Genomic DNA, 13,701 nt, shown 5'->3' with positions numbered 1-13,701 from the left:
TGTTCATCTGTGTCTGATTTGAGTTCTAAATCCCTCTTTAGGGGGAATGTTGGAATTCAGGCGGATGAGAACCTATACCTCCACATTCCAACTCGAATATTTCGTGTTCTTTCCCCGCACCACGTCATCAAACATCATCCTCAGCTTCGTTGTCACCGGTCCCATCGAACCGTTCCCCACCGGGCGGTGGTCCACCTTTGTCACAGCCACCACCTGCGCGGCTGTTCCGGTCATGAACATCTCATCCGCGATGAAGACTTCGGTGCGGTCGATCGAGCGTTCGACCACATCCAAACCGATTTCTTTCTTAGCAAGCTCGATGATCGAACGGCGGGTGATGCCTTCAAGGATATTATCCGTGACAGGCGGGGTGACAAGGACGCCATCGCGCACCATGAAAACATTCATCGCCGACCCTTCAGAGATATGTCCGTGCTGGTCCAGTACAAGCGCCTCATCGAAACCCGCGCGGTTCGCATCCGTTTTGATCAATGCCGAGTTGGCGTATGCCCCGGCCACCTTGCCGCGCGCCGGGATGACGTTATCGTCGATCCGCCGCCATGAAGACACGGTCACATGCGCGTTCGTATCGTTCTTGACGTACGGCTCGTACGCCATCACGAACATGCAGAACTCATCCTTTAACTCGTGCAATCTCACGCCGATGCCCATATCCGCCTTGTAGATCGTGGGGCGCATGTAAATATCCTGCCGCCAGTTGTCCGTACGCAAAAGGTCAACGGTTAATTGAATCAGGCTTTCCTCATCGTACGGAATACTCATCGCCATCATCCGCCCCGAATTCAATAAACGGCGGAAATGATCATAGGGACGAAAAACGAAGAGACGTTTCTTCTCTTCGTTCCAGTAACCGCGCACCCCGCCGAAGACGGCGGTGCCATATAAGAATCCATGCGTGGCAATGTTGATCCTTGCCTCGCTCAAAGGGACAGTCTTACCCTCGAAGAACGCGTGCTTCGAAAGATCCACGTGCACCTCCTCTATGCTGAATTGATTAAAAGGATTATACCCGCAAGCAGGTATCTGGTAATGTATATAACCCTGACGGGATTTCATCGCTTCGTCTTTCCAATGAGAACCATTCCGCGCCTCAGACTCCGCCCCGGCCTGCCTCGTTTATCCAGGCCTCCTCCCGGCCGCAGCCGATCAGCCGCGCAACATGCCATCTCATCTTAGTGGAGGCGCGGGTGGATCAGATTGCATCCATCAGCGACGGGGGATCCAAAAAATGAGGCGCGATCATCCCTTGACAAACCCAGGATTCGGTTCTAAAATCTAATTCGATAAGCATCGAAATAAATCTACGGAAGTGAACCATGAACGAAATGCTCGATTACGTCAAAGCCCTGTCCGACCCGGTCCGTCTGCGGATCGTCGGATTGCTATCGCAGGGAACTGCCACCCGCAAGGAAATAGCTGACCGCCTGAACCTTTCCCCAAAGGACTCGCTCACCCACCTGGGATTCCTCGAATATGTCGGCGTTGTCACCCAGACCGACGGCGTTTTCACATTGGACAACGATAAACTCGCCACGCTTGGAAAAGAAAAACTGGCCGGAGAAGTGAAAAAATTTACGCCGTCAGAGGACCTGGATGAGTTTTCGAAAAAGATCCTGCGCGACTTTCTGAACGCAGACGGCACGATCCGCCAGGTGCCGGAACAGAAGAAGATCGGTCCTGTTCTGGATTATCTGATTCAATATTTTGAATTCGATAGAACCTACACCGAGCGTGAAGTCAACACCGTCATCAAACGATTCAACGAAGATACCGCCGGTCTGCGCCGCGACCTGGTCGATGCAAAGATGCTGGCGCGCGAGAGCGACGGATCGCGATACTGGCGGGTGAAGGCATGATGGACAAGACCTTTGTGACCCTTTGCTTCCTTTGTGGTAAAGAACAATGAGTGAAGAACTTGTAGCCTTCTTCAAAGTCCTTTCGGATGCGAACCGCCTCAAGATCGTCGGTTTGCTTGCCCAAAAACCCTACAGCGTGGAGGAACTTGCCGCGCTCCTCGATTTGAAAGCATCCACAGTGTCGCATCACCTCTCGAAGCTCTCGAAGGTTGGGCTGGTGCATGCCAGAACCGAAAGCTATTACAACATGTATCAGCTCGACCAAAAAACGCTGGAGGAAAGATCTCGCAGCCTGTTCTCGCAGGAAAAAATGACCGCCTCCGTCGCGGACGTGGACACGGATGCCTACGACCGCAAGGTCATCAGCGATTACACGCGCAAAGACGGCAGTCTCAAGACCATCCCGGCTCAACGAAAGAAACTGGAAGCGATACTGCGTTATGTGGTCAAAGCCTTCAAGGTCGGCAGGCGCTACAGCGAGAAGCAGGTCAATGAAATCCTGGGTGGCTATCATGACGACACTGCCACCCTGAGGCGCGAATTGGTCGGATTCAAGTTAATGAAGCGCGAAGGCGGCGGCGGGGATTATTGGAGGGAGGAGCAAGAATCTCGCCGAAGTGATGAATGAAAACCCGACCGTGAAATTCTTTTCACGGTCGGGTTTTTTATTGGTTTGTCAACTCCCTATGGCGTCGGCGTGATGGTGGGCGTTTCGGTGGCGGTCGCTGTCGGTGTAAAGGTGGGCGTGAAAGTCAGCGTGGGGGTGAAGGTTATCGTCGGCGTGAAAGTAATTGTCGGTGTGAATGTAGTTGTCGCGGTGGGCGTATTGGTCGGCGTGGGCGGATTTCCCTGCCGGACGATGTGCGGGTTCAACCAAATGGCAAAGTCCTGGTTATTGCCGCCGTTCGCGCTGACCACCAGGATGAATTTCAGCGTTTCGCCTTTGAGACTGCTCAGATCGAGATCGACCGGATAATATTTTCCTTCATAGACCTCCGCCCAACTGGCAAAGGTCTTGATCACGCCGTTGTTCAAATAATCGAGCCGGAAGATGACATTGCAGTTCGAAGCGTTGCGCTGGCAGTTGACGATCGTGCGGAAGCGGTCGCCCGCCTGAACGGTGATCGACGGGAACTGCGCGCTGATATACCCATTGCGTACGTCCTGCGGAACCATCAGCAAGCCGGGTTCGTCCTCCGTGACGCCATTTTCCATCACTGGCGCGCTCAAGCGGATGATATATCCGTTCGGGTCGCCATTCGTTCCCGGGCACGGCAGATTGCCCGCGCCGCTCACCCAATTGGCGGAGCAGTAATTATCGGCAAAGTTATACGCGACGAACGAAGGACCCGTCACGCGGATATCCACCCAGAAGGCGGTATCCGCCGCCGAGCCGATCCCGAACAAACCGCCCGATGCGTTGCGCAATTTCCAATAGCCGCGATATTTGCCGTCCGTGTTCGGCGAGACCAGCGTGACGGGAATCTCGATGTACTGGCCCGGCGCGACGCTGCCCGGCATTTGGACAAAAGATGGCGCGCCCATGCTGTCTCCGCTGGCAAAGATGATCGAATAGGATGTGTTCCAGGTGCAGGTGCCCACGTTGCGGATGCGCCAGATCTTGACGAAAGTAGTGCTGCGCGGGACGATGCTCCCATCGGGATAGGTGACGTCCGCGAGGAATTGCGCCGCATCACACCGGGACACGGGAGCGGGCACAAGCGTCACGGGCTGATTCGTCGCTGTGGGCGATCCTGCGAGGGTCACTGTCGGCAAGGGGAGGCCCGGGGTGGACGTGCCAGCCGCGGCGAGAGTTTGAGCCGAAGCGGTGTAGAGTCCGTTTAGGGTGGCGAAGGGATCCGGGGTGGATGAATCCGATGGAAGGTTGCAGGCAAGCTGGACGATCAACAAAACGATGATCAAAAACAGGAGGGGTGAATATTTTCGAGGCATGCTTCTCCATTCCTTTCAAACAATAAAGACGAATCGCATGACCGGGAAGTTCCCAATAAAAAGAAGCCGGGCGAACCGGCTTCTTTTTATTGCTGCTATGGGCAAAAGAATTCGAACCCCACCTTTTGATATTCCCGGTAAAAAGGTTCTTTGATAAGGAATTGCATCCAGCGATTGTCGTTCTGAGAGTTGGCGCGACCCACCCTCCAGCGATGGTCTTTCAGCACTATCTTGGATGCTTCCTTGAATTCCAGCCACTGCGCTGAGGAGTTTCCGCCGTCCGAATGGATGTATTGATATCTAATCTTGATCGGTCCATTGCTGGTGATGGTAACCACAGCCCAATAGTCAATGTTCGCGGGCGCGCAACCATAATCGGGCTCGCGGTCAATCTCCAGCACGACACTGGTGATGTCGTACACCGGCTTTTCCTCGGCGGAGACGGCGATCTCGGTATAGAAGGACGCCTGGTAGATGCCCACACCGAAGTTGATATTATCAGGCGTTTGAAGTTTCCATTCGGAGCGATAGGTTCCGGCCGTGGTTGGGGCGGTCAGGACCAGTTCGATGGGCACGGTCTGCCCTGGAGGTGTGACCCGCGGCAGGTTATAGACGTAGCCGCCGCCGAGCATATCACCGGACCAGAAGATGATCTTGTAGGTGGTATCCCAAGTGCAGGGGCTGGTGTTTTTGATGTACCAGGTTTTCACGAATTCCACCCCCGGTTTGAAGATCTTGCCGTCCACTACGGTCTCATCTTCGAGGCTGGCGCTTGCGCATTGCGCTTTCGACCCGGCGGGAGTGAACGAAGTGGGCGAAGGGATCGGCGAAGGAAGCGGTGTGAGAGAGAATGGGGTCTGGGTGGGGATCGAAGTAACGGTGGGGGTTTGGGTAACGGGAGCTTCGGTGGGAGCCTGCGCTGTAAAGGTTTGAGCGATGGAGGTCTGGATGAGCGCCTGTGTTTCGGCATCGCTTCCGCATGCGGTGATGAGCAGTGAAATGATAAAGGTCAGTGTGATCAGGATATTTATTTTTTTCTTGAACATTTTCTTCCTTTCGTGTTGCTCGTAAAATTATACTGTTAAATGGAGACGCCCGCTTTCACGGGCGTCTCTGGATTAATGGACTATTATTTTCTACGGACAGGTGATTTGCGCCCGCCCGAACTGCTGGTTGATTGGGCTGAGGATTTGAATATCGATCCAATGCGTTCCGGCTGCGCCCACACTCCAGGTATAACTGCGCGATTGAGTCCCGGCGGCGGCGAAGTTCAGGGTTTCGTTCGGCACGGTTGCGCCGTCGCTGAACTTCCATGTGTATGTGACGGTGCCGGGTCCGTTGGTGGTGATATTGGCAGTGGCGGTAAATCCGCCGCAAGCGCCCGAGGTGGTGACGGTCACATTCGTGACGGTGAAAGGCACGGAAGTGTTTGTCGCTGTGGCGGTGGGAGGCGCCTGGACTTTGATATCCACATAAAACGATCTGCCCTGATATCCATTGAGCATGGGCACGAGCACATTATTGTTCGAAACGATGCGCCAGTAACCGCGATAATTCCCGGCTGTGGTTGGGGCGGTGAGATTCACTTCCAGGTCGATCTCCTGCCCCGGATTGATAACGCCGATGGGCTGTGAGGCGGGTCCGCTCATGGAATCGCCGCTGTCGAAGACCATGCTATAGCCGCTCCAGGCGCATGTCCCGGTATTTCGGATGCGCCATTTCTTCGTGAAGGTTTGCCCCGGGTTCATGATCGTCCCGTCGGGGATGGTCACATCGGTAACGAATTGTCCCTGCGGACAGACCGGGGTGGCGGTGGGGACGGGTGTATTTGTGTTTGTGGGAACCGGGGAGTTTGTGGGCGGTACAACAAAGGTGGATGTGGCGGTGGGGGTTATTTTTAGAAGAGCTTCCACGGTTTGCGCGGCAAAGGTGCTGCTTGCTTCAGCGCCTTCCGGCTCGTCCGCAGGCAGGTTGCAGGCGCCGAGAAACAAGGCGCAGATGATGAACAAATGAAACATGCGTGTAAACTTTTTCATTGCTTCTCCTCTTTTTACGAAAATATTTTACCGCAGTAGTGCAGGTCTGCAGGCTTGTCCCACGAAATAAAAACAGGAGTTGGTAAAACTCCTGTTTTGCGGATCAAGCTAAAGGTCCGAGTGAGGGGCTTACTTCTCGTACGGCTGGCCGTCTGCTGCGGGTGGAATGGCACGCCCGACCACGCCGGTCAGGATGATCATGGTCACGATGTAGGGAGCCATGAGCAAAAACTCAGAGGGGATCGGCACGCGCAGAATCTGTAATTTGACCTGCAACGAATCCGCGAAGCCGAAAATGAGCGACGATGTGTATGCGCCGATGGGATTCCAGTTGCCGAAGATCATCGCGGCAAGACCGATGAAGCCCTTGCCGGCCGTCAGGATCTCGTCGAAACGTCCGACTGAACCGATGGTGAAATATGCGCCGCCGAGACCCGCGATCATGCCTCCCAGTGTCACATTGACGTAGCGCGTGAGGTAAACGTTCACGCCCAGTGTGTCTGCGGCTTTGGGATGTTCTCCCACGGCTCGCGTGCGCAGCCCCCAGGGGGTATAGAACAGCATGATGTGCATGATGATCACAAGGATGATCGTGAGATATACGATCAGGTTGTTTTCGAACAGCACCGGTCCCAATATGGGAATTTTCGAAAGCCCGGGAATGGCGATGATGGGGAATGTGCCGGAATTGTTCAACGTGTCTGTTGCGTGCGCCATGAAGCGCGAACTGATGAAAGAGGTCGCGCCGGCGCCGAAGATATTGATGGCGACGCCGCTGATGATCTGGTCCACCTTGAAGCGGATGACGAGAAAGGCGTGGAAGGCCGAAACCAGTCCTCCCATGAGGATGGCCGAAACCAATCCGACGTATAGATTGCCTGATACGGTGGCGGTGACGACCGCCACCAATGCTGACATGAGCATGATGCCTTCGATGCCGATGTTGATGACCGCCGAGCGCTCGCTGATCACGCCGCATAGCGCCGCCAGGGCGATGGGCGTGGCGCGCACCAGCGAACTTTGTAACATACCGGTCAGGTTGAAGGATTTATCCTGCGCCGCCCACATCAGGAATGCAAATACGAACGTGAATGCCAGAATGCCGATCAGCAAACCGTTCGAACGCACGCCGCGCGCCAGTTGATAAGCGCCTACGAAGACCGCGATCGCCGCCATGAAATAAATGGCAGGCAGCGCGGGCACCACCAGGTCTGGAACTTCCATGGCCTGCGAACCGAGCAGGTTCAAGCCAAAGGTTGTCATGGTGCCAGGCACGGTGTTCAAGCCGAACAATAGGTAAATGACCAGTCCGACTACAATCAATGTAATGCCGAAGGAAATGCGACGACGTTTTTCCGCCGCCGAACTGATCTCAAGAGTTGAGTTTGTCATGGATGCCTCGTTAACTGCCCCAGCCGCGGGTGAGCACAGTCTCATCACTCTTGACTGCGCGGATGCGGTAGAACCAGCGAATGATGGCCGGAGCGGCAATGAAAATGATCACCATGCCTTGAATGATAGAGATGATGTCGATCGGAATTCGGGCAATGGATTGCATGTTTGTAGCGCCGCTGCGGAGAAATCCGAACAAAAGCGCTGCCATAACGACCCCTGCCGGGTGGCTTTTACCGAGCAGGGCGATCGCAATCGCATCGAATCCGTACCCGGCTGAGAATCCCTGCCCGACCCAGTGATCCACGCCGAGAACCTGCGCTGTGCCGGCCAACCCGGCCAGCCCGCCCGAGAGGACCATCACCAGGACAAAGTTGCGCACGATGTTCATGCCCGCGTATTTGGCGGCATCGGGATTTGCGCCCACCGACCGGATTTCAAATCCCAGTGTGGTCTTGAAAAGGAACCAATAGACGAGATACGCGACTAGCAGGGCGATGAAGAAACCGAGGTTGAAGCGCAGCGGGTCCGGGAAGAAGCGTGGAAGTTCGGCGGTCGCCATTACATTCGGGGTGACGGGCCTGAAGCCGGAAGCTTTCATCGGTCCGTTCAACAGCCAGTCGCTCAACTTGAAGGCGATCCAGTTCATCATGATGGTGTTGACCACTTCGTGCGCGCCGAAACGGGCTTTGAGGTAGCCGGGCACCATGCCCCAAATCGCGCCGCCCAGCGCTCCGCCGAGAATTGCAAGCGGCAGGTGGATTACCATGGGCAGACCTGAAATGCTGTAACCGACAAATGCGCAGCATAACGCGCCGATGAAGAACTGCCCTTCCGCGCCGATGTTGAATAGCCCGCAACGGAAGCCAATCGCCACCGAAAGCCCGGCAAAAATGTACGGTGTGGCAGTGACAAGGCTTTCTGTAAAGGGGTAGAAAGCGCGCAACAACAGGCGGGTCTCGCCGGTGGAGAAGTACGCTTGAAAGCCATCGATGAATCTGGCGGGAGAGCCGAAGGAACCGGTGAACAGGGCGCCGTATGCGCGGATCGGATTCTCGCCGCTGACAAGGATGACAATCCCGCCGAGGATCAATCCCGTCAGTACAGCAAGCGCAGGGACCGACAATTCCTGCCAAAAGGAACTGCGTTTTCTTTCTTTCTTTTCGGGAGCGGCTGTATTACTCACAGATTCAACTCCTTAATTCTTCGAGGTTTCGGCGGGGTGAACACCGGCCATGAGCAGACCCAATTGCTCCCTGCTGGCGCTACCCGCGTCCAGGATATCCATGATTTGCCCTTTGTACATTACGGCAATGCGGTCGGAGAGGGCGAGAATCTCATCCAACTCGGAAGAGACGAGCAGGACCCCGGAGCCATCGTCGCGCTTCTTGATGATCTGTTTGTGGATGTACTCGATGGAACCGACATCCAGGCCACGGGTCGGTTGTGAGGCGATCAACAAATCGACGGGGCGGGAAAATTCGCGCGCCACGATCACCTTTTGCTGATTACCTCCCGAGAGGGTCCCTGCGTTGACATAAATGCTGGGTGTGCGCACGTCGAACTGCTTCACGAGTTCCTCGGCGTTGTTGAAAATGGAGGTTGGCTGGAGCGAGATGCCCTTTGCAAACGGGTTCTTGTAATAGGTGCATAACATCAGGTTATCGTGGATGGGAAATGATAGGATCAAACCATGGCGCTGACGGTCTTCGGGGATGTGAGACACGCCTCTTTCCAAGATGTTGCGCGGTGTGGTGTGGTGGATCGGTTCGTCGAGCAGGCGGATCGTCCCGGACTCGAGCGGGAGTAAGCCCGTCAAAGCGTAGACGAGTTCGGTCTGACCGTTTCCCTGAACCCCTGCCACGCCCAATACCTCGCCTTTGCGCACGTTGAACGAAACTCCCTGTACGGTCAGATGCTGGCGTTCGTTGCGCACATACAGGTTTTCGACGACCAGAACAGGTTCAGCGGGTTTGGCGGGTCCCTTTTGTACAACCAAACTCACATCGCGGCCCACCATCATGGTGGCGAGGACCTCGGAGGTGGCATCCTGCGGCTTGATCGAACCGGCCACCGTTCCCAATCGCAGAACGGTGATATCGTCGGCTATCGCCAGGACTTCCTTCAACTTGTGCGTGATGAAAATGATGGACTTACCCGCCTTGATGAGCGTTTGAATGATCTTGAAAAGACCTTCCACCTCCTGCGGCGTGAGCACGGCGGTGGGCTCGTCGAGGATGAGGATATCCGCTGCCCGGTAAAGGACCTTGATGATCTCCACGCGCTGTTGGATGCCCACAGGCAAATCCTTGATGTATGCGTGAGGGTCCACTTCGAGACCGTACTGGTTTGATATCTCCTGGATCCGCTTCGCAACCTTTTCCCTGTCCAGGAACACGCCGTTCCTCACCGGTTCCACGCCGAGCATCACATTCTCGGTCACGGTCATCACCGGCACGAGCATAAAGTGCTGATGCACCATGCCGATGCCCTGGGCGATGGCGTCGTTCGGTTCGTTGATCTCCACCTCTTTGCCGCGCACGATTATCTTTCCCTCATCGGGTTTGTACAATCCGTACAGGATGTTCATCAATGTGCTTTTGCCCGCGCCGTTCTCCCCCAGCAGGGCAAGGATCTTCCCCTCCCGCAGGCTGATATCGATCTTGTCGTTCGCCAATACGCCTGGGAATCGTTTGGTGATGCCGCGCAATTCGAGAACGTTCGTCATGCCATGCCCTCCATGCTCATGGGTTCGATAGATCCAAAAGGTCTTTTTTACACTGTCCCATTATAAGGATGGTCTTTGTGACAAAGGAGGTGACGAAAACACCTTTGGGATCTAACGAAACAGGACAGAAAAAGCCGGGGGAGAACCCTCCCCCGGCTTTCCTTGGTGTGTTTACGGGTGAACTATTGAGAGGCGATTGAACCGTCGCTGATGCCCTGACGAATCGCATCGAGTTCAGCCTTGAGTTCGTCCGAAGCGCCCTTCACATCGGCAAGACCCACACCGTTGTTGGCAAGCGTTCCGACATACACGCCACCCGCGAAGGTGCCATCCTGGACGGCTTTGATCGTGTCGAACACGGCCACGTTCATGTTCTTTAGAACGCTGGTCAGGATCACGTCGCTGTATTCGGAGGCAGAGACGGTCCAGTCGGTGTCCACACCGATGACCATGCAGGAGCCGGATTCAGCACAGTAGGCGGCGCCGCCCAAGCCCGCAGGACCCGCAACCGGCATGACGATGTCGGCGCCTTCCTGAACGAGCGATTCAGTCACGGAGCGGCCGTCATCGAGGGATTCGAAGTTCCCGATGAAGGAGCCATCCGCAGCGTCATTGCTCCAGCCCAAGACTTCCACATTCGCGCCTTTTTGCTCGTTGTAGTAATTCACGCCGTTCTCATAACCGATCATGAAAGAGACCACAGGCGGGATGTTGATACCGCCCCAAGTGGCGACTTTGCCGGTCTTGGTGCTGGCAGCTGCGGCGTAGCCAGCCAGGAAACCGGCCTGGTCGATCTGGAAGGTCAGACCAAGCACGTTGGACAATTCAGTGGCGGAACCGCAGGATTGTCCTTCCACCGCATCGCCGAAGCAGTCGGGATAAGCATAGTCCACGATGGCGAACTTGGTTTCGGGATTGGCTTTCGCGGCGGTGGCAGTATCCACGCCGAGGAGGAAGCCGACGGTCACGATAAGATCGGTGTCCTCATCGAGGTACTGCTGAATGTTCTTGGCATAATCAGCCTGCTGGGTGGATTCGAGATACTTGCCCTCGATACCTAGCTCGTCGATCGCCTGTTGGACACCGGCATACGCGGTGGCATTGAAGGACTTGTCATCAATACCGCCCAAGTCGGTCACCATGCCGACCTTGAGACCGCCGCCGCCCGCCCCGCCGCCACAGGCGGTAAGGACCATGGAAGCAACGATCAACACAGCCATAACGAAATGGAATTTCTTCATGGTATTTCTTCTCCTCTTTAGAAGATATTTTGGAAAGGCTTTTGTTCACAAAGCCTTACGACAATGTTAAGTATAAATCCACTCCATACATTGTGCAAGCCTGAACGAATTAGGGTTTTTCCTTTGTAACATTTGGGACAATTCCACCCTTTGACAACAAAGAGATCAAAGCCTCCAAGCCTGTGATTGAAGAAGGGTCGACGCCTGGATGCGGGACCGAAAAATGGATTTTGCCGACACGTTCACCGCTAAATTCACCGTTTTTTGCCCGACGGATCGCTTCCTGGACCTCGAACCGGGCATCCCCATAAAAAGATGTCACCAAACCTGGTCCGGTTCCTCCCAAAGCCGCCGCCTGATTCCGCTCCGCTCCGATCGCAAACACGTCGAACTCCAAAGCCGCCCGTAGTGCTCCCTGACCCGTGACTCCGCCTGCCGCGAAAATCACATCCGCGCCGCGTTGGATCAAACTCGAACCGGTTTCATATCCCCACGCTTCATCCAGAAATAATTTTTCCCTGTCTCCATCATCGCGATAGATCACCGCTGCCTTGACCGTCCCATCCGCAAACTCCACGCCCGCGCGAAAGCCCTCGCAATAGCGCCACATCGAGTCGATGCCGGAGGTTTCACATATGGCTCCCACGGTCCCGGTTTTGGTTAATTGGGTTGCCACGACCCCGGCGGCGAATCCCATCTGGTCTTCGGGAAAAATAATGGAGACCAGGTTGGGGCGGCTCTCTTCATAGGATTGATTGAAGCCAATGAAGATCGGGCTTGGACTCCCTTGCGTTTGAGCTGCAAAATACTGTGTTGCAACCTCGAACGTGGCGTTTCGCAAACCGATGCCCGCCGTAAAGATCGCATCGTATCCGCGCGAAGCAAAATAGACGATGTTCTTCTCGTAATCTCGGGAATCGACTGACTCGATGTAATCCACCTTGTCTGCCAGCCCGTTCTCCTGCGCTTCGAGCATTCCCGCCCAGGCATCCTGATTGATCCCGTGATCTTCCATCCCAAGCGTATCCGTCACCAACGCCGCGCAGAAAACATCTTCGCGAAAACAATCTGACGAGGACAGGCAGGCTGTGAGCGCCAGACCCGTCATTGCCAGAAAAATGTAATGCGTAATCCGTAACACGTAAAACGAATCTCTATCCTCTAATTCTCTGATCTTACAACTGCTTCCCCCCGCTTCACCCCCATCATCAATCCCAGCGCGATGAGCATGAAGAACGGGGCGATCAACATGATGATGTTGTAATTTCCTCCGGTGAGTTGAACCGCCCAGCCGTTGACATTCGGGCCGACAATGGCGGAAAGGGTGGAGAAGAGATAGTAAAGACCTGTGAAGGTGCCGATGCGGGCGGCGCTGGTCAAATCCACGATCATGGGCAGGGAGTTGATATTGATGAACGCCCAGCCGATCCCGCCGAGGATGAGCAGAACGCCGGCGAGCGTGAGCATGCGCGCGCCGCCTTCCACGAGCGGAATGCCGACAAGAGGCAGGGGCGCGATGCCCGTCAGCAAGGCTTCGGCAGGCGTGATGAAGAGTAGGACAAGCATGATGACGAGGATGATCAAACCGGTTGCAATGGTGGTGCGCCGCCCGATCTTCCCCGCGACGAATCCGGACGGAATGGCCGACAACACAAAGAACAATGGCAGGACGGAAAGCAGGGTTGCCCCATCGCCTTCGTTCAAGCCCAGATGATTTTTAGCATAGAGGGTGAAGAAGGTCTCGACTGCTGAAAAACCGAGGAACCAGAAGAAGATGGCGGATAAGATGCGCAAACCGCTTTTGTCCGGGTCGCTGATGACTTCCTTCAGGCTGGCGAACATACCGGGTTGCTGTTCCGCCGCTTCGTATTCCTTCGGCTCTTCGATGAAGAGATAAACGACCAGCACCGCAAGTAAAACCAAACCCGAGCCAAGCCAGAATGGGAAATTGGGACTCATCTTATAAAGCATGCCGCCCGTTTGCAAAGCGACGATTGTTCCTACGCCGCCCATGAAATTGATGATGCCGTTCGCCTGCGAGCGGAATTCTGATGGCGTGATATCGGGCATCAGCGCCACGACCGGGGTTCGCCATAAAGCTGCGCTTAGGAGGAGCGTGCTGGTGCAGGCAACGAACAACGGCAGAATTGCCGCAATGGGGATCAACCCGAATGCAACTGCCGAGATCGGCGCGCCAATCAATATGAAGGGGATGCGGCGACCCAACGGCGTGCGGAGTTTATCCGACCACGCACCCACCGGCGGCTGGATGAACAGCGCCGCAATATTGTCGAGCGTCATGAAGAAACCGATCAGGACAGGGGAGAGATCGAATTTATCGGCGAGGAAGATGGGGACGAAGGCATTGTACACGCCCCAGATCACACTGACACCGAAAAAACCGAACCCGAGCAGGAAGGTCTTGCCGTAATTCAAACGCGATGACATGATAGCCTCCGATTTTCGATTGACGA

General features: G+C 55.3%; 12 protein-coding genes. 2 read left to right on the top strand and 10 right to left on the bottom strand.

Annotated elements, in window-relative coordinates:
• Positions 1 to 72: 72 nt before the first annotated feature.
• Positions 73 to 996, bottom strand: a complete 924-nt coding sequence (locus tag HS100_05355; protein ID MBE7433322.1) for a branched-chain amino acid transaminase — start codon at positions 994 to 996, stop codon at positions 73 to 75.
• 341 nt (positions 997 to 1,337) lie between these two features.
• On the opposite strand from HS100_05355, the gene HS100_05350 reads away from it, so the two are divergent.
• Complete coding sequence (locus tag HS100_05350) at positions 1,338 to 1,877, top strand: DUF2087 domain-containing protein (GenBank protein MBE7433321.1); 540 nt, start codon at positions 1,338 to 1,340, stop codon at positions 1,875 to 1,877.
• 46 nt (positions 1,878 to 1,923) lie between these two features.
• On the top strand, positions 1,924 to 2,505 hold the full coding sequence (locus HS100_05345) for a metalloregulator ArsR/SmtB family transcription factor (protein ID MBE7433320.1): 582 nt from the start codon (positions 1,924 to 1,926) through the stop codon (positions 2,503 to 2,505).
• Between the two features lie 56 nt (positions 2,506 to 2,561).
• Here the strand turns inward: HS100_05345 and HS100_05340 are convergent, their stop codons facing one another.
• The 9 genes from HS100_05340 to HS100_05300 all read right to left on the bottom strand — a co-directional run bounded on the left by HS100_05340 (position 2,562) and on the right by HS100_05300 (position 13,675).
• Positions 2,562 to 3,830 (bottom strand): hypothetical protein, encoded by a 1,269-nt coding sequence (locus tag HS100_05340; protein MBE7433319.1) that lies wholly within the window; start codon positions 3,828 to 3,830, stop codon positions 2,562 to 2,564.
• Between the two features lie 95 nt (positions 3,831 to 3,925).
• Complete coding sequence (locus HS100_05335) at positions 3,926 to 4,876, bottom strand: hypothetical protein (protein ID MBE7433318.1); 951 nt, start codon at positions 4,874 to 4,876, stop codon at positions 3,926 to 3,928.
• Positions 4,877 to 4,966: 90 nt separating this feature from the next.
• Positions 4,967 to 5,866, bottom strand: coding sequence for a hypothetical protein (locus HS100_05330; protein ID MBE7433317.1), 900 nt, complete (start codon positions 5,864 to 5,866; stop codon positions 4,967 to 4,969).
• A gap of 129 nt (positions 5,867 to 5,995) precedes the next feature.
• Entirely contained in the window at positions 5,996 to 7,258 is a 1,263-nt protein-coding gene (locus tag HS100_05325) for an ABC transporter permease (GenBank protein MBE7433316.1), read from the bottom strand.
• A 10-nt stretch (positions 7,259 to 7,268) separates the two neighbouring features.
• Positions 7,269 to 8,444 (bottom strand): ABC transporter permease, encoded by a 1,176-nt coding sequence (locus tag HS100_05320; GenBank protein ID MBE7433315.1) that lies wholly within the window; start codon positions 8,442 to 8,444, stop codon positions 7,269 to 7,271.
• A 12-nt stretch (positions 8,445 to 8,456) separates the two neighbouring features.
• Positions 8,457 to 9,986, bottom strand: a complete 1,530-nt coding sequence (locus tag HS100_05315; GenBank protein MBE7433314.1) for an ABC transporter ATP-binding protein — start codon at positions 9,984 to 9,986, stop codon at positions 8,457 to 8,459.
• Between the two features lie 182 nt (positions 9,987 to 10,168).
• Positions 10,169 to 11,227 carry a BMP family ABC transporter substrate-binding protein gene (locus tag HS100_05310; protein ID MBE7433313.1) on the bottom strand — a complete coding sequence of 353 codons (1,059 nt, stop codon included), beginning with the start codon at positions 11,225 to 11,227 and terminating at the stop codon, positions 10,169 to 10,171.
• 109 nt (positions 11,228 to 11,336) lie between these two features.
• Positions 11,337 to 12,368 (bottom strand): BMP family ABC transporter substrate-binding protein, encoded by a 1,032-nt coding sequence (locus HS100_05305; GenBank protein MBE7433312.1) that lies wholly within the window; start codon positions 12,366 to 12,368, stop codon positions 11,337 to 11,339.
• A 20-nt stretch (positions 12,369 to 12,388) separates the two neighbouring features.
• Positions 12,389 to 13,675 (bottom strand): MFS transporter, encoded by a 1,287-nt coding sequence (locus HS100_05300; protein ID MBE7433311.1) that lies wholly within the window; start codon positions 13,673 to 13,675, stop codon positions 12,389 to 12,391.
• Between the last annotated feature and the right edge of the window lie 26 nt (positions 13,676 to 13,701).

Source organism: Anaerolineales bacterium, assembly GCA_015075725.1.
Taxonomy (GTDB): Bacteria; Chloroflexota; Anaerolineae; order Anaerolineales; family Villigracilaceae; genus Villigracilis.
Note: the sequence above shows the minus strand (reverse complement) of the source record. Positions and strands in the feature narration are given on the sequence as shown.